Source organism: Chromobacterium phragmitis (assembly GCF_003325475.1).
Classification (GTDB): domain Bacteria; phylum Pseudomonadota; class Gammaproteobacteria; order Burkholderiales; family Chromobacteriaceae; genus Chromobacterium; species Chromobacterium phragmitis.
In genome coordinates this window covers 3,176,683-3,198,890 of the sequence record NZ_CP029495.1, presented here as the reverse complement: position 1 = coordinate 3,198,890, position 22,208 = coordinate 3,176,683, and the positions used below count along the sequence as shown (strand labels likewise).

Annotated in this window: 17 protein-coding genes; 8 read left to right on the top strand and 9 right to left on the bottom strand. The window is 66.6% G+C overall.

The window, feature by feature from the left end:
• Positions 1-48: 48 nt before the first annotated feature.
• The 3 genes from DK842_RS15190 to DK842_RS15180 all read right to left on the bottom strand — a co-directional run bounded on the left by DK842_RS15190 (position 49) and on the right by DK842_RS15180 (position 2,597).
• Entirely contained in the window at positions 49-903 is an 855-nt protein-coding gene (locus DK842_RS15190; RefSeq protein ID WP_114062197.1) for a DMT family transporter, read from the bottom strand.
• Complete coding sequence (locus tag DK842_RS15185) at positions 888-1,412, bottom strand: hypothetical protein (protein ID WP_114063757.1); 525 nt, start codon at positions 1,410-1,412, stop codon at positions 888-890. Before DK842_RS15185 ends, DK842_RS15190 begins: the two co-directional genes overlap by 16 nt.
• Before the next feature lie 75 nt (positions 1,413-1,487).
• Entirely contained in the window at positions 1,488-2,597 is a 1,110-nt protein-coding gene (locus DK842_RS15180) for an aromatic ring-hydroxylating oxygenase subunit alpha (protein WP_114062196.1), read from the bottom strand.
• Between the two features lie 623 nt (positions 2,598-3,220).
• On the opposite strand from DK842_RS15180, the gene DK842_RS15175 reads away from it, so the two are divergent.
• Both DK842_RS15175 and pta read left to right on the top strand, forming a co-directional pair.
• Entirely contained in the window at positions 3,221-4,414 is a 1,194-nt protein-coding gene (locus DK842_RS15175) for an acetate kinase (RefSeq protein WP_114063756.1), read from the top strand.
• Positions 4,415-4,433: 19 nt separating this feature from the next.
• Entirely contained in the window at positions 4,434-6,515 is a 2,082-nt protein-coding gene (gene pta / locus DK842_RS15170; RefSeq protein WP_114062195.1) for a phosphate acetyltransferase, read from the top strand.
• A gap of 60 nt (positions 6,516-6,575) precedes the next feature.
• Here the strand turns inward: pta and DK842_RS15165 are convergent, their stop codons facing one another.
• The gene (locus tag DK842_RS15165; RefSeq protein WP_114062194.1) at positions 6,576-7,373 is read right to left on the bottom strand and encodes a Cof-type HAD-IIB family hydrolase; all 798 of its coding nucleotides are present in this window, start codon (positions 7,371-7,373) and stop codon (positions 6,576-6,578) included.
• A 154-nt stretch (positions 7,374-7,527) separates the two neighbouring features.
• Here DK842_RS15165 and DK842_RS15160 point away from each other — a divergent pair, with 154 nt between their 5' ends.
• Together DK842_RS15160 and DK842_RS15155 are read left to right on the top strand one after the other, a co-directional pair.
• Entirely contained in the window at positions 7,528-8,310 is a 783-nt protein-coding gene (locus tag DK842_RS15160; RefSeq protein WP_232538495.1) for a DeoR/GlpR family DNA-binding transcription regulator, read from the top strand.
• Between the two features lie 127 nt (positions 8,311-8,437).
• The gene (locus DK842_RS15155; protein WP_168194895.1) at positions 8,438-9,955 is read left to right on the top strand and encodes a methyl-accepting chemotaxis protein; all 1,518 of its coding nucleotides are present in this window, start codon (positions 8,438-8,440) and stop codon (positions 9,953-9,955) included.
• 14 nt (positions 9,956-9,969) lie between these two features.
• Here the strand turns inward: DK842_RS15155 and DK842_RS15150 are convergent, their stop codons facing one another.
• From DK842_RS15150 to DK842_RS15140, 3 genes are read right to left on the bottom strand one after another with little or no spacing between them, the layout of a single operon-like run.
• The gene (locus tag DK842_RS15150) at positions 9,970-10,641 is read right to left on the bottom strand and encodes a response regulator (protein ID WP_232538494.1); all 672 of its coding nucleotides are present in this window, start codon (positions 10,639-10,641) and stop codon (positions 9,970-9,972) included.
• Positions 10,608-11,735, bottom strand: a complete 1,128-nt coding sequence (locus DK842_RS15145) for a histidine kinase dimerization/phosphoacceptor domain-containing protein (protein ID WP_114062193.1) — start codon at positions 11,733-11,735, stop codon at positions 10,608-10,610. The genes DK842_RS15150 and DK842_RS15145 overlap by 34 nt, the downstream gene beginning before the upstream one ends.
• Positions 11,732-13,165, bottom strand: coding sequence for a sensor histidine kinase (locus DK842_RS15140; protein ID WP_114062192.1), 1,434 nt, complete (start codon positions 13,163-13,165; stop codon positions 11,732-11,734). Before DK842_RS15140 ends, DK842_RS15145 begins: the two co-directional genes overlap by 4 nt.
• A 169-nt stretch (positions 13,166-13,334) precedes the next feature.
• On the opposite strand from DK842_RS15140, the gene DK842_RS15135 reads away from it, so the two are divergent.
• Positions 13,335-13,994: a hypothetical protein gene (locus DK842_RS15135; RefSeq protein ID WP_145964049.1), complete on the top strand. Its 660-nt coding sequence runs from the start codon at positions 13,335-13,337 to the stop codon at positions 13,992-13,994.
• A gap of 58 nt (positions 13,995-14,052) precedes the next feature.
• On the opposite strand, the gene DK842_RS15130 is transcribed toward DK842_RS15135, so the two are convergent.
• Both DK842_RS15130 and DK842_RS15125 read right to left on the bottom strand, forming a co-directional pair.
• A complete protein-coding gene (locus tag DK842_RS15130) occupies positions 14,053-14,517 on the bottom strand; it encodes a carboxymuconolactone decarboxylase family protein (RefSeq protein ID WP_114062190.1) in 465 nt (154 codons plus the stop codon).
• A 38-nt stretch (positions 14,518-14,555) separates the two neighbouring features.
• On the bottom strand, positions 14,556-15,404 hold the full coding sequence (locus DK842_RS15125; RefSeq protein ID WP_198414554.1) for an isocitrate lyase/PEP mutase family protein: 849 nt from the start codon (positions 15,402-15,404) through the stop codon (positions 14,556-14,558).
• 95 nt (positions 15,405-15,499) lie between these two features.
• Here DK842_RS15125 and pdxR point away from each other — a divergent pair, with 95 nt between their 5' ends.
• From pdxR to DK842_RS15110, 3 genes are all read left to right on the top strand, one after another.
• The gene (gene pdxR, locus DK842_RS15120; protein WP_114062188.1) at positions 15,500-16,933 is read left to right on the top strand and encodes a MocR-like pyridoxine biosynthesis transcription factor PdxR; all 1,434 of its coding nucleotides are present in this window, start codon (positions 15,500-15,502) and stop codon (positions 16,931-16,933) included.
• Positions 16,934-17,000: 67 nt separating this feature from the next.
• Positions 17,001-20,936 (top strand): ATP-dependent RNA helicase HrpA, encoded by a 3,936-nt coding sequence (gene hrpA, locus DK842_RS15115; protein WP_114062187.1) that lies wholly within the window; start codon positions 17,001-17,003, stop codon positions 20,934-20,936.
• A gap of 73 nt (positions 20,937-21,009) precedes the next feature.
• Positions 21,010-22,149 (top strand): HD-GYP domain-containing protein, encoded by a 1,140-nt coding sequence (locus DK842_RS15110; protein ID WP_168194894.1) that lies wholly within the window; start codon positions 21,010-21,012, stop codon positions 22,147-22,149.
• The last annotated feature ends 59 nt before the right edge of the window (positions 22,150-22,208 follow it).

Below are 22,208 nucleotides of genomic sequence, written 5' to 3'. Positions count from 1 at the left end.
GTCGGCGCGCCTTGCCTCAAACGCTTCGCCGGGTTTGGTCAGCGGCGCTCACCCATTCCTCGCCGCCAGCACCCCGGCGGACACGATCAACCCCATCGCCAGCAAACTGGCGAAACTCAAAGCATCATTCCACAACGCCACGCCCAGCAACGCGGAGAACACCACGGTCAGATAGGCGAAACTCGCCACCAGATAACGCCGGCCATCCTTATAGGCGCGCGTCATCGCCAACTGCCCCAGCATGCCGAATACGCCGACGCCGAGCAGCGGCCACATATTGGCGGGCGTGACAGTGGAGAAACCCGGCCCCAGCAGCAGCCAGATCAGTCCTATCAAGCTGGATAGGCAGAAAAACCAGAACACCACCCGCCAGGGTTGCTCGCCCATCTGCCCAAGCTCTCGCACCTGAAACACCGCGAAGCCGGCGCTGATGCCGGAAACCAGCCCAATCAGGCCCGGCAGCCACTGCTGCGGAGTGAATGTGGGCCGCAGCAGCAAGACCACGCCGACAAAGCCCAGCAACAAAGCCAGCCAGACATGCGGCCGCGGCCTGTCTTTCAATTTGACGATGCACAGCGCCGAGAAAAACAGCGAGGAGGTGTAATTCAGCGTCACCGCGGTGGGCAGGGACAAACGGGTCAGCGCGTAAAACAGCGCGGCCATCGACGCGTAGCCGACAAAGCCGCGATGAATGTGGGCGCGCCAATGCGGCGTAGCCGGCGAATGGCCGCGCAGCATCATCGGCATGCCCAGCAAAACCGCGCCGATGCTGGTGCGCCAAAACAGCAGCTCCACCGAGTTGAAATCCGCCGCGCCCAATTTGGCGCAGGCGCTCATCAACGCGAAACAGGCGGCGGCCAGAACCATCCAGCCGGCGCCGAGGCGATTCAGCGCCGGGACCATTGCGCGGACAGGCAGATGGCTTCCATCTGCCGGCGGTAAGTCTTGAACTCCGACGCGTTGGCGGTGCAGCGCGCCTCCAGCAGCCGATTCTTGTCCAGCAACTGGATCACGTGCAGATTATGGCGCACGATCCACAGCCGGTTGGAGACGAAGCGGCCGTCGCGGTACTCGGTGACCAGCCTGCCGGCCTTTTGATTGACGCGGACAAAATTTGCCGCCTCGCGGTCTCCGTCTTCCTGGCGGAACATCGCCGCCAATCGGAGCAAGGTATCGTTTCGCCCCGGCTTGCGCAGCCCTATCTGCACCGATATCGCGGCGCGCTCGCGTTGGTCCGCCTTGGGGGGGATCACCTTCAGCACCCTCACCCGATCGACCACGCTGGCGCGCACCTTCCATCCCGGGGGCAAGGTGAAGCGCACCTTGCTCGCGGGATCGACATAATTGGCAGCCAGCGCCAGCGGGCTGGCCAGCAGCGCGCCCAGCAGCAGAACGCGGGAAATTGCGGACATGGTCTTGGCCGAAGAGTCAATAAAAAAGGCGCGGAATCCTCCGCGCCCCTGCATTATGGCATTCAACTTGCCCATTCAGCCAGCCAATGCCGAGCCCATCATCCGGCGATAGTACTCGTGGAAGTGCAGCATGCCCTCTTCCGTCGGCGACTGGTACGGCCCCACCTCGCTGACGCCGGCCATCCATAGCGCCTTGCGGCCCTCGTGCATGCGGATGCAGATCTCGTCGTCCTCCTTGGCGGTCTCAAAATAGGCCGCCTGCTCGGCCTCGACAAACTCCGGCTCGAACCAGACCACATCCTCCGGGTAATAGAACTCGGTGATCACCGTGCACTTCTCGGGGCCGCGCGGAATCACCACGCTGACAACCAGCACGTGCGGATACCATTCCACCATGATGTTGGGGTAGTAGGTCAGCCAGATGGCGCCGAACTCGGGTTGCTGCGCCTCATAGCGGCGGCGCACTTCCTCGTGCCACTTGCCGTACACCTTGGACCCGGCGCGCGCCAGGCGGTTCTTCACGCCCACGGTCTGCACGTGGTAGCTGTCGCCCCACTCCCATTTCAAATCGCCGCAATCGACGAAATTGCCGAGACCGGGATGGAAGGGGTCGACGTGATAGTCCTCAGAATAGACTTCGATGAAGGTTTTCCAGTTGAAGTCGTAATCGGCGCTGTGCGTCGAGTGGAAGGCGTAACCGTCGAAGGTCATGTGCTTGGCCACGCCCAGCAAGGCCAGGTCCGCCGCCACATTGCGGCGCGCGTCGAACAGCAGGCCGTTCCAGCGCGTCAGCTCGGTCTGGCCCAGGTTCAAGCACGGCGTCTCAGGGAAGTGCGGCGCGCCCACCAGTTTGCCGCCAGCGTCGTAGGTCCAGCCATGCAGATTGCAGACGATGTGGTTGCCGTTGCCGCGGCCTTTATAGATGACCGCCTGGCGATGGCGGCAAACATTGGAGATCAGCTTGATCTCGCCGTCCACGTTCTTGAGCATCTTGCCATGGCCCAGCCATTCCAGCGTGTGATAATCGCCGGCATTGGGCGTCATCAGCTCGTGGCCATAGTACTGAGGCGCGTCGGCGAACAGCAGCTCCTGTTCCCTGGCGTAAAACGCGGGATCGAAATAGACATGGATGGGTAACTGGGCTGCGGATGCTTGAAGCAGTTGAGCAGAAGCCAGATCAGACATTATTCCCACACCTCCGTGGTAGAAGATATAAGACCAGCCGAATCTCGCTCGGGACGAGTTTGCGGGACTATCAAAAACAATCAATCAAAACAAGGGGGAACCTTGCGTCACGAGGGCGGAATTATGCCCTCGCCCCACCCCCGGGGCAAGCGTTAATTCTTTGTGACAATTCCGTCCAGACAAGGACTTGCTCGACGATATGCGCCCTGCCCCCACCCAAGACAAACAATCTGCATGGCGGTTAATTAAAATCAAAGACTTGCCACTTTTACTGCGGCGCAACATTAGAAGTCGTTAATTTATAGTGGTATACTAGCCTCGACTTCGTTGCCAAGCCGAATGTCCCGCTCACGCCAATCAGCCGCGCGCCCCTCGGACCAACGTCCAAGCGCCGCGCGTAAGGCTTTGATCTGACGGCAAGCACATTCGTCTCCGCCCGGCCTGGCCGGGCGCAACGACAAGCTGGCCAAACCGGCCGCCATGCGCTACCACACGGCAAGGAAACCGCCCCGGCAAGCCCCGCGCTCCGGCCCGGCTTACTGGCAGCAATTTGGCTGCAAACGCATCGCCGTGGATTTTTTCACTGATTTAGTCCTTTTTTTTCAAATTACATGTTCAAAGCTATGAATTCCAGCATCCTCGTCATCAATTGCGGCAGTTCCTCCCTGAAATTCGCGCTGATCGACAGCATCAGCCACGAAGCAGTCATGACCGGCCTGGCGGAAAAGCTTGGCCTGTCCGACGCTTGCATCACCTTCAAGCACGACGGCGGCAAGCAAACCGCGCAGCTGTCCGCTCCGGATCACGCCGCCGCCATGCACGCCATCATCGAGAAGCTGCAGCAAGTGTCGCTGCTGGATACCGTGAAGGCCATCGGCCACCGCGTGGTTCACGGCGGCGAGCACTTCAAGCAATCCGCGCTGCTGGACGAAGCCGCCATCAGCGAGATCGAACGCTGCATCAAGCTGGCGCCGCTGCACAACCCGGCCCACATCCTGGGCATGCGCACCGCGATCAAGGAGTTCCCGAGCCTGCCGCAGGTGGCCGTGTTCGATACCTCCTTCCATCAAACCATGCCGGAAAAGGCGTACCTGTACGCCGTGCCGATGAAGCTGTACCGCGAAAACAGCCTGCGCCGCTACGGCATGCACGGCACCAGCTACCGCTTCGTGGCCGAAGAAGCCGCCAAGATGCTGGGCAAGCCGGCTGAGGAAACCTGCCTGGTGATCGCCCACCTGGGCAACGGCGCGTCCATCGCCGCCATCCGCGACGGCAAGTGCGCCGACACCTCCATGGGCCTGACCCCGCTGGAAGGCCTGGTGATGGGCACCCGCTCCGGCGACATCGACCCCAGCGTATTCAGCTACCTGGCGGCCGAGCGCGACATGGACATCCAGGCCGTCACCAATATGCTGAACAAGGAATCCGGCCTGCTGGGCCTGTCCGAGCTGTCCAACGACTGCCGCGAGCTGGAAGAGGCCGCCTCCAAGGGCCACGAAGGCGCCAAACGCGCGCTGGAAGTGTTCGCCTACCGCCTGGCCAAGTACGTGGCCTCCATGACCGTGGGCGCCGGCCGCCTGGACGCCGTGGTGTTCACCGGCGGCATCGGCGAGAACTCATCCTTCCTGCGCGGCGAAGTCATCAAGCAACTGGGCTTCCTGGGCCTGAAGCTCGATGCCGCCGCCAACGAAGCCTGCACCCGCGGCAACGCCGGCCGCATCACTACCGCCGACTCCGTGCCGGCGCTGGTGATCAACACCAACGAAGAACTGATGATCGCCATGGACACCGCCGAACTGGCGGGCCTGGCGCACTGATCGGGACGAGGACAGCATCATGCAAACCTTTTTCCTCGCCCCCACCGGCTTCAACGCCGGCCTGACCTCGGTCACCTTGGGCGCCATCCGCTCGCTGGAGCAGGCCGGCCTGCGCGTGGGCTTCGTCAAGCCCATCGCCCAGGATGCCCGCGACGGCGAAGCCGAGCGCTCCACCCACTTCGCCCAGGCCATCTGCCGCCTGAACCCGCCGCAACCGATCAGCATGGAGCGCGTCGAGCACCTGCTGTCGCAAGGCCAGGTGGACCAACTGATGGAAGAGGTGGTCAGCCTCTACCAGCAAGCCGCGCAAAATGTGGACGTGGTGATCGTGGAAGGCCTGGTGCCGGATCAGAAGCAGGTGTTCTCCACCTATCTGAACACCAAGATCGCCCGCAACCTGCAGGCTGAAACCATCCTGGTCAGCTCGGTCAAGGAGCTGGGCGCGGCCGAAGTGGCCGAGCAGCTGGAAATGAACATCCAGGCCTTCGGCAACCAATCCATCGCCGGCTACATCCTGAACCACGTGCTGCCGGGCGCCGACCGCGCCCAGTTGGCGCGCGACGTGCAGGACAGCGGCAGCCTGAAGAAAGCCGGCCTGCCGCTGCTGGGCGTGATTCCGTACCAGCCCGAATTGCTGGCGCCGCGCACCCAGGACGTGGCCCGCCACCTGAACGCCAGCATGGTGCATGCCGGCCAGCAAGCCAGCCGCCGCGTGCGCAGCATGGTGGTGGCCGCCCGCACCGCGCCCAATATCGTCAACCTGCTGAAGCCGGGCGCGCTGATCATCACCCCGGGCGAGCGCGAGGACGTGGTGATGGCCACCTCGATGGCCGCCATGAACGGCGTGCCGCTGGCCGGCCTGCTGCTGACCTGCGACTCCGAGCCGGATCCGCGCATCCAGCAACTGTGCCAGCAGGCTTTCGCCGGCGGCCTGCCGGTGCTGGCCACCAAGCTGAACTCGATGGAAACCGCCAGCGCGCTGAACGCGATGAGCCACCAGGTGCCGTCCGACGACTTGGAACGCATGGGCAAGGTGATCGACCACGTCGCCGAGTTCCTGGACGTCTCCACGCTGAAGCAAAGCGTGGGCGAGCCGCGCGAAATCCGCCTGCCGCCGCCGGCCTTCCGCTTCCAGCTGATGGAGAAGGCCCGCAAGGCCAACAAGCGCATCGTGCTGCCGGAAGGCAACGAGCCCCGCACCATCCAGGCCGCCGCCATCTGCCAGGAAAAAGGCATCGCCCGCTGCGTGCTGCTGGGCAACCGCGCCGAAATCCTGCAAGTGGCCGAAGCCCAAGGCGTGACGCTGCCGGAATCGGTCGAGATTCTGGATCCGAACGAAATCCGCGGCCAATACGTGGCGCCGATGGTCGAGCTGCGCAAGGGCAAGGGCCTGAACGAACCGATGGCGCTGGCGCAGCTGGAAGACACCGTGGTGCTGGGCACCATGATGCTGGCGATGAACGAAGTGGACGGCCTGGTTTCCGGCGCCGTGCACACCACCGCCAACACCATCCGTCCGGCGCTGCAGCTGATCAAGACCGCGCCGGGCTCCAGCATCGTGTCCTCGGTGTTCTTCATGCTGATGCCGGAACAGGTGTACGTGTACGGCGACTGCGCGGTGAATCCTGACCCGACCGCGGAACAGCTGGCCGACATCGCCATCCAGTCCGCCGACTCCGCCGTCGCCTTCGGCATCACCCCGCGCGTGGCGATGATTTCCTACTCCACCGGATCTTCCGGCAGCGGCAGCGACGTGGAGAAGGTGCGCGAAGCCACCCGCATCGCCCAGGAAAAGCGCCCGGACCTGCTGATCGACGGCCCGATGCAGTACGACGCCGCCTCGGTGGAATCCGTCGGCCGCCAGAAGGCCCCGGACAGCCAGGTCGCCGGCCGCGCCACCGTGTTCGTGTTCCCGGACCTGAACACCGGCAACACCACCTACAAGGCGGTGCAGCGCTCCGCCAACGTGGTGTCGGTTGGCCCGATGCTGCAAGGCCTGCGCAAGCCGGTCAACGATCTGTCGCGCGGCGCGCTGGTGGACGACATCGTCTACACCATCGCCCTGACCGCCTTGCAGGCGGAGCAGACTCCCGCCAGGTAAGCGGCGTCACGCCCCATGAAAAACGGCCCTTCCGGGCCGTTTTTCATGGCTTGCGTCCAATCAAGCCAAACTGTTTTCCCGTTGCAGCAGCCGCGCCAGCTGCCTCGCCACCCCTGCCTGGTCATGATCACCTATCACCGGCGCGTCCGGCAGGCGGCGCTTCAATTCCGGATGCGCGTTGGCCATCACGTGCGGCAGGCCGGCCAAGGCCAGCATCTCGGCATCGTTCAGATTGTCGCCGAAGGCCGCGCACTCCCGCGCCTCGACGCCCAGATGCGCCAGCAGCAAGGCTAGCGCGCTGCCCTTGTGCACGCCCGGCGCCATCACTTCCAGATAGCAGATGTGGGAATAGGTCATGGACACCTCGTCGCCCAGCTCGCGCGCGATGTCCGCCTCCACTTCCTTCAGTTGCTCCGGCGTGCCGCAGAAGATCACCTTGGACACGTCGTCGGCCTGAAAACCCGCCAGATCCTCGATTTCCGTGACCTCGCCGGTGTAATGGCTGAACTCGCGCTTGCTGTGGTAGGCCATGATGCAGTCGTCGCGGTAGACGCCCAGCTCGGTTTCCCGGATCAGTTCCGGCCGCAGCAGCCTGGCCAGCAGCGGCTGCGCCAGCCGGCTTTGATGCAGCAGCGAACCATCCGCCAGGTGGATGCGAGCCCCGTTGGCGCTGATCACCGGCACCGGCGGCAGGTCTTCCGGCCATAGTTTCCGCACCTGGCGCTCATGCCGACCGGTGGCGATGGCGATGCCCATGCCGCGGCGCAGCGCTTCCCGCAACGCCTCGCGCGTCTCGCCGGCCAATTGCGCGTTCTTGTCCAGCAAGGTGCCGTCCAGATCGGAAACGATGAATCGCATAGCAGAACCTCCATGTGTGCATTATCCTGATTTTGCACGATCATGCACAAACAGGCAAACAATCATGCAAGAATAAGTGAAAAACATGCCTGATTTTTGACCTGACGCGCCAGATCGTGCAAGACTTCCGGCACACTATTTTCCCATCCGCATCATGAGCAAAGAACGCAGCGGCGCCAGCCAGCCCTCCGACCGGCATCAATACATACGCCAGCAACTGCGGCTGCACGGCCGGGTCTATGCCGGCGAGCTGGCCGCCACCCTGGGCGTATCCGAGGACTCGATACGCCGCGACCTGCGCGAGCTGGCCGCGGACGGCGCCTGCCAGCGCGTCTACGGCGGCGCCATCGCGCTGACGCCCAACCGCCACGGCTTTCAGCAGCGCCGCCACGAAAACACCGAGCGCAAGGCCAGGCTGGCCGCCGCCGCGGTGCGCTTGCTCAGGCCCGGCCAATTCGTGTTCCTGGACGGCGGCACCACCAATCTGGAAATCGCGCGCGCCTTGCCGGAACAACTGGCGCTGACGGTGGCCACCAATTCCATCCCCATCGCCGCCGCGCTGTTCGGCCAGAAGCAGCTGTCAGTGCTGGTGCTGGGCGGCAGCCTCAACCACCAGAGCGGCGACGCGCTGGGCACCGTCGCCACCCGGATGCTGGACACCATGCGGCCGGACATCTGTTTTCTCGGCACCTGCTCGGTGGACTGTGAACTGGGCGTGGGCACGGTGCTGGCCGATGAAGCCTCGTTCAAGCGCCAGCTGGTGGAGCAATGCGGCCATACCGTGCTGGCGGTCACCAATGAAAAGCTGGAAACCGCGTCTCCCTTCATCGTCGCGCCGCTGTCCGACATCGGCACCCTGATCGTGGAGCCGGACGCTGATCCCGCCAGGCGCGCCCATTTGGCAGCCAGCGGCGTGCCGCTGCTGGTTGCCGGCTAGCCTCAACCCCATCGGCATATTGCCTCCAATCAAACATTTGTTTTAAAGTTCTGCACGGCGCGCGGCCTCGAGAAAACCATTACAAATCAGCGTGCTCAGCAAACGGAACAATCTTGGAGGGGAATCCATGTCGATACAGGCCATCACCGAATGGTTCATCCCGGACGGCGTCCGGCAAATCCCGGAACAAACGATACGGGCGCGCACTGTGGTAGGGGTCGGCCTGCTGGCCGGCCTGATGGCGCCCTTGTTCGCCGCCGAATACCTGATGCTGGGCCACTACCCTATGGCCGAGGGCATCGCGCTGGGCGGACTGGGCCTGCTGTTCGGCCCCTTTCTGCTGAAGCTGAGCGGCGCGGTGCGCTTCACCGCCGAATTCATCACCAGCTGCATGTACGCGATGGTGTGCTGGATGGTGTGCGTCAACGGCGGCATCCTTTCCACCAGCCTGATGTGGTTCGCCGCCATCCCGTTCACCGCCGTATTCATCGCCACCCGCCGCTCCGGCATGTTCTGGCTGGCGATGTCGCTGGCCGCCGTCGGCGTCGTGATGTGGCTGTCCGGCATCGATGCCCTGCCCAAGAGCCCGCTGCCCCGCGAAGAGCTGCCCAAGCTGCAGGCCAAGTCGCTGGCCGGCCTGTCGCTGGTGGTGCTGGTCTTGGCGCTGGCCTTCGACAAGGCCAAGAGCAAGAGCTTCGAGAAGCTGGAAGGCGCGCGCCGGGAAGCCGAGCAAGCCGGCGAGGCGCTGGCGCGGATGATGGAGCAAATCAGCCATTCGATCCGCGACGCCTCCGGCGCCAGCCGCCAGATCGCCTCCAGCACCGGCAGCATGGCCAAAACCATGGCCGACCAGCGCGGCCGAGCAGACGACATGGTGGTGATCGCCCAACAGATGGCGGTGGTCACCAGCCAAAACGCCGAGCAATCCACCTCCGCCACCCAGCTGGCGCAGGACTCGGGCGAGGCCGCGCGCGAAGGCGGCAAGGCGATGGACCAGGCGGTGTCGCAGCTGGGCCGCGCCGGCGAAGTGATAGGCCACGCCGCCGGCAAGCTGGAAGCGCTGGGCCAGCGCAGCGCCGAGGTCAGCGGCATCGTGCAGATGATCCGCGACATCGCCGACCAGACCAACCTGCTGGCGCTGAACGCCGCCATCGAAGCGGCCCGCGCCGGCGAAACCGGCCGCGGCTTCGCGGTGGTGGCCGATGAGGTGAGAAAACTGGCCGAACGCACCCAGAACGCCACCCAGGACATCGAAGGCAAGATCCGGGTAATTGTCGACGGCACCAACGAGGCGCTGGTGGCGATGCGCGACGGCAACCAGCAGATGCGCGCCGGCCGCGAGCATGCCCGGGAAGCTCAGCGCCAGCTGTCCGGCATCATAGACGGCGCCGGCGAACTGGCCGGCCTGCTGCAGCAAGTGTCGCAAGCCGAGGCCAGCCAGAATCAGGGCTTCGCCCAGTTCGCCGGCGACATCGTCGCCGTCGGCGAGGCGACGCGCAGCCTGTCAGGCGAAACCGGCAACATCGCCGAAGCCATCCGCCGGCTGGACGCGCAAATGGACAAGCTGCACCAGGCTGTCAGCCAGCCGCAGCATTCCAGCCGGCTCACAGATGCTGCGGACAGGCGCGAGCCTCACTGGGCCTGAAACCGGACGGGAGCTCAGATGCAACCGAGCTCCAGCCCGCGCAGCACCGCGCGCACCCGGTCGCGCACGCCGAGCTTGGACAGGATGCTGGAGACGTGATTTTTGATCGTGCCCTCGCTCGGCCCCAGCGCGTCGGCGATCTCGCGGTTGTTGAAGCCGCCGGCCATCAGCGCCAGCACTTCGAGCTCTCTGCCGGTCAGCCGCTCCGGCAAGTCCAGCGCCGGGAAATCGGCCGCGCCGCCGCGCACGCCCTCCAGCACCCGCTCGGTCAGCGCCGGACGAAACAGCGTCTCCCCCGCCGCCACCCGGCGTATCGCCTCCGCCAGCCGCTCCAGCGAGATATCCTTCAACAGAAAGCCACGCGCGCCGGCGCGCATGCCGGCCAGCAGCGCCTCGTCGTCGTCGAAGGTGGTCAACAGGATGGTGGGCGGCAGGCATTCCCTGCCGTTCAACGCGCGCAGCACATCTATGCCCGACATGCCGGGCATCCTCACATCCAGCAACAGCACATCGGGCCGAGCCACCGTCAGCCGCTCCAGCGCCTCGGCGCCGTCGGCGGCTTCCAGCATCACCTGGATGTCGCTGGTCAATTCCAGCAGACCGCGAACGCCGCTGCGAACCAGAGCCTGATCGTCCACCACGCCGACGCGGATCACGCTCCGGCCTCCCGGAATACCTTGGTCCATCCCTCGTCCTTTCCATCCAGACGGCCCAGGCTCAGCGCCGCGCCGCCGTCTTCCGTGACGAACAGGCTCAGCCTGCCCGGGCGATCGCCCAGCGCGTCCAATCCGTCCCTCGCCGCCGCGAACACCCGCCAGGCCAGCTCGTCCGACGCCGCCAGCGGCGCGATGTCGGCCGCTATCCGCCTCCCCTCGCACAGGCGGCGCAGCGCGGCCTGCAAGGGCGCGGCCCGGCCGCTGCGCTCCGCGCCGACCATGGACCTCACCTCGGCCAGCAGTTGCCGCGCCGCCTGCCGCGCTTCCCGCAGCGGAGGCGCCGCCTCGCCCGCGCCGCGCCTCAGCATCAGCTCCAGTTGCAGATTCAGAGCGGAAAGGTGATGCCCCATGCCGTCGTGCAGCTCGCGCGCCACGCGCAAGCGTTCGCCATTGCCCGCGGCGCCGGCCAGCAATTGCCGCGCGGCCAGCAGGCTGGCGTGGGTGGCCTCCAGCCGCTCACGCCGCCGCCGCTCGGCCGCGCCCAGGCAGCCCACGCCGAACGTCAGCAACTGAAAGCCGCCCCCCAGCGCCGCGTCCAGCCACAACTGCCCCCGCTGCCGCTGCAGCGTCGGCGCCTGAACCTCGGAGCCGCTGACATTGCAGGTCAACTCGCGCCCGTCCAGGCGCTGCGCCTGCCACGCGCAAGCCAGCGCCATCAAGGCCAGTTGCGCGCCCAGCGCCGTCCAGGCTGCCCGCCAGGGCAGCAGCAGCGCCAGCTCCGCCGCCGTCAAGTACAACAGCTTGTCGTCGATCAGCAGCGCCAGCGCGACCTGGCCCGCCAGCAAGGCGGCCCTCGCCGCCGGCAGCGGCGCTTTCCCGCCCGCGGCGGCGCAGCGCCACAACATCCAGCCGAACCCGGCGAAGCCCAGCCCGTAGGCCGCCTGCGCCAGCCACAGCTCCGCCGTCGGCCCCAGCAGCAACAGCAAGCGCTGGCGCAGATGGGACAGGCCCCCCTGGCCCAGCCATGCCAGCGGCAGCGCTTGCCGCAGCCACAGCGCCAGGCAGGACAGCAGCGCGACCGCTCGAAACCATGCCAGCGGCGATGGCGGCGCGTCCCCTCTCATCGCTCGCCTCCCGCCAGCGGCAGCCAGACGCGCAGGCAGCAGCCGCCCGCCTGCGGCGACAGGATGTCCAGCGTGCCGCCCCTTGCCTCCACCCGCTCGCGCATGCCGGCCAGGCCATGGCCGCTCCGTTCCGCCGCAGCGGCGTCCAGCCCGCGGCCGTTGTCGCTGACCGTGACCGCTACGCCGCCGCGCGCCGGCTCCAGCCTCACTGCGGCGCGCGCCGCGCCGGAATGGCGCAAGGCATTGCTCAAGGCCTCCTGCACGCAACGGAAAACCGCATGGGCCAGCGCCGGCTCGTCCAGGAGCAGCCCGTCGGCGATGTCCAGCCTGACCGCCGGCGACGGAATGCCGCGGCACAGCGTGGCCAGCGCGCCGGGCAAGTCGAACGGGCCGGCCGCTTCCGGCCGGCCGGCGGCGCGCAACTCCTCGTCCAGCAGCCGCGCCGCTTCGCTGGCGGCCTCGATGTCGCCGTCCGCCGCGTCTCCCGGCTTCGCCCGGACCAGGCGCAATTGCAGCTGCAAGCCCGCCAGCTGATCCGCCGCCAGCAGCCTCAGGCCATCGGCGATCCGGGCGCGCTCGGCGCCGCGCACCGCCTCGGTCAGCAACAGCTGGGTGGCCTGCAGCTCGGCGTTGGCGGCTTCCTGCCGCCGACTGCCGCGCCTCGCCTCGGCCCAGCCGTAGCCGACGCAAAAGGCGAAGGCCTGGAACACCAGCCCTTGCAGCCAATCCAGCGCCGCCATGGACCAGAACGGCGGCGGCAAGGCCCCGGGCAGATTGCAGGCCGGATGGCCGTCTCCCACCCGCGCCAGATAAGGCAGCAGCGCCGCATCGATCAGCGCGGCCTGCAGCAAGGCCCCCGCCGCCGCCGCGCGCCACGGCAGCAGAAAAGCCAGCTCCGCCGCCACCAGGTAGCCGAGGCCGGGCTCGGTCCACGTTTCCAGCGCCGCGGCGATCAGCATCTGCGCCGCCAGCCACGGCCACAAGCGCGCCGGCGGCCCCCCGTCGCGCAGGCAGCGCCAAAGCGCCAGCATGAACAGCGCGATCAACCCCGCGAGCACCAGCGCCGCCGCGTCCGGCAAGGTCAGACTGCCTGAGAAGGCGCGCGCCAGCCGCGCCGGCCATAGCCAGGAATCGGCCTGGGCGTTCAACAGCGGCGCGGGCGCTTGCGCGAGGTCGATCGCGCCGGCCGCCAACATCAACAAGCAAGCCAGCAGCAGGGCGCGGCGAAACAGGCCGGGACGGAGCGCGGCGGCATTGAGCAAGACGGACATCGAATCGGCATTCCGGCGCATGAAAGGAACCAGCGCGGCCAGAACCGCGCAGCAGCCGACAGCGTAGCACAAGGCCGGCTCGATGCCGCCGGCATTCCTCCCTATTTCCCAGCCGGCGCGCGCCAGCGGGCGCGCCGCCCATCTCAAGCCATCCTGCATGCGGGCCTCCCTTCTTCACCCGGCCAAGCATGCCGCCACGCCGATCGGCCCGACAGTGCCGTTAGTCATGTCCGCGGCCTCTATCTTCCGGCACATGCGCGCGCCGCCCCGGCCCGCCGACAATGCGGCATCCGGCCCCACGGCCATCCACCCGAGAAAGGACGACAAAATGAAACGGCATTCCGCCCTGGCCGCCTTGGCCCTGCTGTCGCTGCATCTTCCCGCCGCCCGCGCCGCGGACAGTTTCGGCTACGGCAAGATAGGCACCGGCGCCGAGCTGGGCGTCGGCTACGCGCTGAACGACGCTCTGGACCTGCGCGTCGGCATCGCCGACACCTTCCGCTACCGGCAGGACAAGAGCCTGGATGGCTCGCCCTACCAGCTGAAATCACAGGCCAACCCCGGGCTGGCCGCGAGCCTGGACTGGCGTCCGGCGCGCGGCAGCGGCTTCCGCCTGACCGGCGGGCTGCTGCTGTCCGGCAAGCCCCGGGACGACTTGGCGTTTTCGGCCGACGGCGCGGGCAACTACACTCTCAACGGCAACACCTACGCCGCATCGGCCGCGGGTCCGTTGAACGGCAAGGTAGAGTACCGGCAATTGGGCGCGTATCTGGGCGCGGGCTGGGATTTCACGCTGCCGGAAGCGTCCCGCTGGCGCGTCACCGCCGATCTGGGGGCGCAACTGCGTTTCGGCGGCAAAGCCACGCTGAATCCGGCCGGCGGCATCGCCGCGGCAGACCTGGCCGCGGCGCGGCAGAAACTGGACCACGACCTGGGCGGCACTCGGTTCCGGCTCAGCGCGGGCGTGGGCTTGAGCTACGCGTTCTGACGCGGAAATGGCCTGCGCCGCCGATGGCGCAGGCCTCTTTACTCCGGCCAGCCGGGCTTCAGAGCGCGTATTGGCCCGGCTGATACCCTCCCGCTGGCGTGTTGCAGCCGATGGACACGCGGTTCCAGCCGTTGATCGCGACGATGGCCCAGGTCAGATCGACGGCTTCCTTGTCGTCGAAATGCCGCGCCAGCTCAGTCCGCAGCGCCTCTTCCGGATGACCCGATGCCACCCGCGTCAGCGCTTCGGCCCAGGCCAGCGCGGCGCGCTCGCGCTCGGTGTAGCACGACGCCTCGCGCCAGGCCGAAAGCAGGTACAAGCGCTGCTCGGTTTCGCCGGCGGCGCGCGCGTCCTTGGTGTGCATGTCGATGCAGAAGGCGCAGCCGTTCAGCTGCGACACGCGGGTCTTCACCAGTTCCAGCAGCGCGTGATCGAGGCCGCTGCCGCGGATGTAGCGCTCCAGCGCCATTTGCGCCTGGTAGCCTTGCGGCGCGAGCGTCGGGTAGTCGATGAAACGGGACATATTCAATGCTCCTAATGAGATTCTTGAAAGGATTCGGCTCAGCCGCGCGGCGCGAACAGCGCCTGGGCGTCGGCATAGGAAAGCGGAGCGCTCAAGACCGACAGGTCGCCCGCGTCGCGCAGCGCTTGCGCGACTTGCTGCAACGTCTGCATCGCTGCCAGCGCCGGGCCGATGGCGGTGCTGACCCGCGCCACGCCCAACGCCGACAGCTCGGCCAGACCGGGCAGGCCCGGCATCGCGGCAGCGTTCACCGGCGCCGGCACCGCCGCGCACAGCTTCGCCAGCAGTGCGGGATCGGACAGCCCGATGGGGAAGACGCCGTCGGCCCCGCTGTCCAGATACAGCCGCGCCCGCGCCAGCGTCTCGTCGAAACGGGCGTCAGCCGGGCCTTCGCCATGCAGGAACAGATCGCTGCGGGCATTGATGAAGATGGGGACGTCCAGCGCGTCCGCCGCGGCGCGGGCGGCCTGCAGGCGTTCGCGCATCTCGTCCGCGCCGCGCAGGGAGAAGCGGCCTGCGGCGTCGCAGCGGCCATCCTCCAAATTAATGCCGGCCGCGCCGGCGCGGATCACTGCCGTGACAGTCTCCGCCACCTTGTCCGGCGTATCGCCGAAACCGTCTTCGAGGTCCACGCTCAGCGGCGCCTTCAGCACCCTGGCGATGCGGGCGACGGCGGCCAGCAACTCCTCGCGCGGCAGTTCGCCGCCGTCTCGATAGCCTAGCGACCACGCCACCGCCGCGCTGCTGGTGGCCAAGGCGGAAAAGCCGGCCTGTTCGAACACGCGGGCGCTCAAGGCGTCCCAGACATTGGGCAGCAGCAGCGGCCGCTGGCCTTGATGCAGGCGGCGGAACGCCCGGGCGCGGGATGCGGCGTCTTGATGATTCATTGTCATTCCTTGTCGGTCGGCATGTTGGCTTCCCGACAAGATACTGTCGTCATGGCACAATGGTGAGTGCCAAAACCCGTCAAAACCCATAGGCCATGATTCCTGCCACCTTCCAGTTCGAATTGCTGCGCGGCCACGCGTCGCCGCTGCATCGCCAGCTCTATCTGCGCATCCGCGAGGCCATCCTGGCCGGCCAACTGCCGCCGGGTGCCCGCCTGCCGGCCACGCGGGTGCTGGCCGCCGCCCTAGGCATCTCGCGCGGCACCGTCGACCAGGCCTACGGCCAATTGCTGGCGGAAGGTTTTCTGCTCAGCCGCGCCGCCGCCGGCACCGTGGTCCATCCCTTGCTGGAGATGCGCCGCCCCGCCCCGCCGCCGCCCGCGGCAACGGCTCCGAAGCCAAACCCGACGGATTCGAGCGAGCCCGCGCCGCCGAGGCCCTTCCAGCTTGGCCTGCCCGCGCTGGACGCCTTCCCCCGCAAGCTGTGGGCGCGGCTGGCCGGCCGCCGCGCCCGGGCCTTGTCTCTGGCGGGGCTGAACTACCCGGACCCGGCCGGCTATCCGCCGCTGCGCGAGGCCATCGTCCGCCATCTGGCCTTGTTCCGCGGCATCCATTGCACCGCCAGCCAGGTGTTCATCACCAGCGGCTTCCAGAGCGCGCTGGGCCTTGCAGCCCGCGTGCTGCTGCGGCCCGGCGACCCGGTCTGGATGGAAGACCCCGGCTACTTCCGCGCCAGCGGCGCGCTGCGGCTGGCCGGCGCCAGGCTTGCGCCTGCGCCTGTGGATCAGGATGGATTGCGCGTGGATGAGGCCATCCGACGCGAACCCGACGCGCGAATGGCCTACTGCACGCCCTCCCACCATTCGCCGCTGGGGGTCACGCTATCGCTGCCGCGCCGGCTGGAACTGCTGGACTGGGCCGCGCGGCGGCAGGCCTGGATCGTCGAAGACGACTACGACGGCGAATTCCGCTACGACGGCCCGCCGCTTCCCGCGCTCAGCAGCCTGGACCGCTCCGGCCGGGCGCTCTACATCGGCAGCTTCAGCAAAACCCTGTTTCCCGGGCTGCGCCTGGGCTATCTGGTGGCGCCGCCCGACGTGGCGGCGCGTTTCGCCGAAGCCTGCAATTTGCTCTCCCCCGCGCCGTCCATCCTGGATCAGGCGACAACCGCCGACTTCCTGGATCAGGGCCACTTCGCTCGCCACATCAAGCGGATGCGCGCGCTCTACGCCCAGCGCCGCGCCGCGCTGGCCGCCGCCTTGCAAGCCGAATGCGGCGCGCGGCTGCGGCTGGACGGCCAGGCGGTCGGCCTGCAACTGACCGCCTGGCTGCCCGACGGCGAAGACGACCGCGCGGCGGCGGCGCGCCTGAGCGCCTGCGGATTGGCGGGCCAGCCGCTGTCCGCCTTCAGCCTGGAGTGCGGCCATCCTCCGGCGCTGCTGCTGGGCTTCGCCAATGTGCCGGCCGAGCAGGCGCCCGCGCTGGCGCGGCGGCTGCGGGAGGCGCTGGACGCCCCGCTGCCGAAATAAGCGCCCCGGCGTTTGAGGTCCGCTCTGTTATAATCCGCGGCTTACGCAATCCTCCGTTCTTTAGCCGATGACACCTGCCGCCATCCTCGCCGACCTGAAATCCGCCCTGTCCTCCTGCCTGATCCGCGACCGCCACCTCCTGCGCCGCAAGCTCGCCGACGCCGCCGACCGGCTGAAGAAGAACCAGCCCGCCGACAAGCTGCTGGCTGACATCGCCGGCCAGGTGGAACGCTCGCGCAGCCGCGCCGACGCGCGACGCGCGCACTTGCCCAAGCCCCAGTTCGACGACGCGCTGCCGGTCAACCAGAAGCTGGCCGACATCAAAACGGCGATAGACAAGCACCAGGTGGTGATCATCTGCGGCGAGACCGGCTCCGGCAAAACCACCCAGCTGCCCAAGATCTGCCTGGAGCTGGGCCGCGGCGTGTTCGGCCTGATCGGCCACACCCAGCCGCGCCGGCTGGCCGCGCGCTCGGTGGCGACGCGGATTGCGCAAGAGCTGGGTTCTCAATTGGGCGAGCATGTCGGCTTCAAGGTGCGCTTCACCGACAAGCTGTCGGAAAAATCGGTGATCAAGCTTATGACCGACGGCATCATGCTGGCGGAGACTCAGACCGACCGTTACCTGGAAGCGTACGACACCATCATCATCGACGAGGCGCACGAGCGCAGCCTGAACATCGACTTCCTGCTGGGCTACCTGAAGCAGCTGCTGCCGCGCCGGCCGGACCTGAAGATCATCATCACCTCCGCCACCATCGACGCCGACCGCTTCTCCAAGCACTTCGACGGCGCGCCGGTGATCGAGGTGTCCGGCCGCACCTACCCGGTGGAAGTGCGCTACCGCCCGCTGAAGCAGCGCGATGAGGATGAGCGCGAGATGGAGATGGAGGACGCCATCGTCGACGCGGCGGACGAGTTGTCGCGCCAGGGCCCCGGCGACATGCTGGTCTTCCTGCCCGGCGAGCGCGAAATCCGCGAGACGGCGGAGAAGCTGCGCAAGTCCGGCATCCGCGGCTACGAGATCCTGCCGCTGTTCGCCCGGCTGTCCAACGAGGACCAGCAGAAGATCTTCAAGCCGTCCGGCGGCCGCCGCATCGTGCTGGCCACCAATGTGGCGGAAACCTCGCTGACGGTGCCCGGCATCAAATACGTGATCGACACCGGCCTGGCGCGCATCAACCGCTACAGCCCGCGCGCCAAGGTGGAGCAATTGCAGGTGGAGAAGGTGTCGCAGGCGGCCGCCCGCCAGCGCGCCGGCCGTTGCGGCCGCGTCGAGTCCGGCATCTGCGTGCGCCTGTACGCCGAGGACGACTTCAACGCCCGCCCGGCCTTCACCGATCCGGAAATCGTCCGCTCCAACTTGGCGGCGGTCATCCTACGCATGGCCGCGCTGCGGCTGGGCAAGGTGGACGAATTCCCCTTCCTGGAAGCGCCGTCCAGCCGCCTGGTGGCCGATGGCTACCAGGTGCTGACCGAGCTGGGCGCAGTCAATGAGCTGGGCGAGCTCACCCCGGTGGGCAAGGAGCTGGCGCGCATCCCGGTGGACCCGAAAGTGGGCCGCCTGCTGTTGGCCGGCCGCGACTACCACTGCGCGCGCGAGGTGCTGATCATCGCAGCGGCCTTGAGCATACAAGACCCGCGCGAGCGGCCGTTCGAGGCGCGCGACGCGGCGGAGAAAGCCCAAGCGCGCTTCAACGACGAGAAGTCGGACTTCCTGTCCTTCCTGCATCTGTGGGACTTCTTCGCCGACGCGCTCAAGCACAAGAAATCCAACCGCCAGCTGGTCAACGCCTGCCACGACCACTTCCTGTCGTATATGCGGATGCGCGAGTGGCGCGAGCTGCACGCGCAGTTGGCCGAGATCGCCAGCGAGCTGGGCCTGATCACCCGCGACCAGGCCCATGCCGACGCCGAACAGCCGGACGCGCAGATGTCGGCCAAGAAGCGCCAGCAAGTGGACGCCGTCGCCTACGAGAACCTGCACAAGGCGCTGGTGACCGGCCTGATCGGCAATATCGGCATGAAGAACCAGGAAGGCGACGACTACCAGGGCGCGCGCGGCGTGGCCTTCCATGTCTTCCCCGGCTCCGGCCTGAAAAAGGCCAAGCCCAAGTGGCTGGTGGCGGCCGAACTGGTGGAAACCACCCGCCTCTACGCCCGCTGCGTGGCCAAGATCGAGCCGGAGTGGGTGGAGAAGCTGGCGCCGCACCTGGTGAAGTACCACTACTTCGAACCGCACTGGGAAAAGAGCCGCGGCGAAGTGGTGGCCAGCGAGCGCGTCACGCTGTACGGCCTGACGCTGATCCCGCGCCGCGCCGTCAGCTACGGTCGCATCGCGCCGGAAGAGGCGCGTGAACTGTTCATCCGCGGCGCGCTGGTGAATATGGAATACGTCAGCAACGCACCCTTCTTCCAACGCAACCAGCAGTTGATCCGCGAGGTGGAGCAACTGGAGCACAAGGCGCGCCGCCAGGACGTGCTGGTGGACGAGGAAGCGTTGTACGCCTTCTACAGCGAGCGCGTGCCGGCGGAAGTGGTGGACGCCGCCAGCTTCGAAGCCTGGCGCAAGGAGGCGGAAAAGGCCGAACCCAAGCTGCTGCACCTGACCCGCGAAGAGTTGATGCGCCACGCCGCCCAGCACGTGACCGAAAACCAGTTCCCGGAATGGCTGGAACTGGAAGACGGCAAGCTCAAGCTGCGCTACCGCTTCGAACCCAAACACCCGCTGGACGGCGTCACCATCGATGTGCCGCTGGCCATCCTGAACCGCCTGCAGCCGGCGGCGTTCGAATGGCTGGTGCCGGGCATGATCCGCGACAAGCTGCAGCAGCTGATCAAGGGCCTGCCCAAGCAGATCCGCCGCTGCTGCGTGCCGGTGCCGGACTTCATCACCCGCTTCCTGCTGGCCAATCCCGATCAGCAACAGCCCATCGCGCCGCAACTGGCGCGCTTCATCCTGCGCGAGACCGGCGGCGTCAAGGTGGACATCGACGCGTTCAACCAGCAGGAACTGCCGGAACACATGCTGTTCAACTTCCGCGTGATAGACGACGGCAAGCAGGAAATCGGCATGGGCCGCGATTTGATCGCGCTGCAAAAGCAGTTCGGCCAAGCGGCGCAGCTGACCTTCCGCGACACCAGCGCCGAATTCGAGCGCGACGACGTCAAGGCCTGGGACTTCGGCGAGCTGCCGGAGAGCATACAGTTCGCCCGCGGCCGCCAGCAGCTGACCGGCTACCCGGCGCTGACGCTGGAAGAAGAACGCATCGCCATCCGCCTGTTCGACACCCAGGACGTGGCGGAAAAGCATCACCGCAAGGGCGTGATCCGTCTGCTGCAGCTGCAGTTGAAGGAACAGATGAAGCAGCTGGGCAAGGGCCTGCCCGGCATGACGCAGATCGCGCTGCAGCTGCGCGCGGTGGCCAATGCCGACGACTTGCTGGCCGACGCCATCGCCGCCATCTGCGACCGCGCCTTCATCGGCGAGGACGCGCTGCCGCGCAATGAAAAAGCCTTCAACGACCAAAAGAACCGCGCCCGCACCCGCCTGCCGGCGGTGATCCAGGCCGTGGCGCAGTACCTGCAGCAAATCGCCGCCGAATACGTGCCGCTATGCAACAAAATGCAGAAGCACAAGCTGGGTTATGAGCTAAAACAACAAATGGATAAGCTGGTCTTCAAGGGCTTTCTGGACAGCACGCCGTGGAGCCAGTTGCCCCATCTGCCGCGCTACATGAAGGCGATGAGCATGCGGATGGACAAGCAGCCGTCCAACCCGCAGCGCGACGGCCAGCGCGGCGCCGAGATCCGCGGCTTGTGGCAACAGTGGGAACAGCGGGTGGCGGAGCAGCAAGAACAGGGAGAACCGGCCCAGGCGGTGCTGGATTACCGCTGGATGCTGGAAGAATTGCGAGTCAGTCTTTTCGCTCAGGAATTGAAGACCCCTTACCCGGTTTCGGTGAAGCGGTTGCAGAAAGTCTGGAGCGAGCTGCCGAGATAAATGCGTCGACCGCCAGCTTGCGATGACAATGGATTATCATGTTGTAAATTTTCACATCGCATCCGGCCTCGACATGACAGTGGACTCTACCAAAAAACAGACCAAGGTTTACTCATCCATGGTGTCCATCGGCAAGGAATTGGCGGTGGACGTCTATTCCAAGAGCGGCTTCCTGTTGCTTAAACGCGGCCATTACGTGCTGACGCCGGAGCAGAAGCAAAAGCTGGTCAGCCTGGGCTTCGCCGAAGCCAAGGCCGAGACCAAGCCGGCGGACAAGCCCAACCTCAACGACAGCAACAAGCAGTCTCAGTTCGAGGACATCGCCTTCCTGCAGCAGCGGGTGCGCAGCGTGCTGCATCACGCGATGGTCACCCGCAATGTCGAAGACAAGGTGATGGAGATCGCCCAAACGCTGATCCAATTGGCCGAGCAGCACCCGGACGCGCTGATCGCCTCCATCTTCCTGGTGCCGTTCTCCGAATACAGCGTCGCCCATTCGCTGCATACCGCGGCGCTGCTTTCCATCCTCACCCGGCACATCGCATTGCCGCCGAAGCATCGCGAAACGCTGATCTGCGCGGCGCTGACGATGAACATCGCGCAAGTGGAATTGCAAAACGAGCTGTTCGGCCAGGCAGCCCGCCTTGACGACGAGCAGCGCCAAGCGGTGCTTGACCACCCGCTCATGAGCTCGGCCATCCTGCGCGAAGCCGGCGTGGACAACCAGTTGTGGCATACGCTGGTGCAAACCCACCACGAGTCCTGGCACGGAAACGGCTACCCGTTCGGCCTGCCCAAGGAACAGATCCTGCCGCCGGCCCACATGCTGCATCTCGCCGACATCACCTGCGCCAAACTGCTGCCGCGCCGTTATCGCGCCGCCCTGCTGCCGGCCACCGCGCTGGGCCAGATCTTCCAGCGCAAGGACAACGAATTCGATCAATCCTTCACCACCATGCTGGTCAAGGAACTTGGCATCTATCCGCCTGGCAGCTTCGTGCGCATCGCCAGCGAGGAAATCTGCGTGGTGATTTCCGCCGGCGCCAAGCCCAGCGAACCGCTGACGGCGGCGATACGCCGCGCCGACGGCCCCCCGTACGGCGAGCCGCTGCTACGCGACACCAGCAAGCCCGCATACAAGGTGGTGGCGCCCTGCCACGCCCGCGAGGCCAAGGTGCGCGTTTCCTTCCTCGCACACCTGTGGAAATGCTGAGCATCGTCGGCTTCATCCAATCTTAACACTCCGGTATTTGGGCAGAAATACGCCATAAA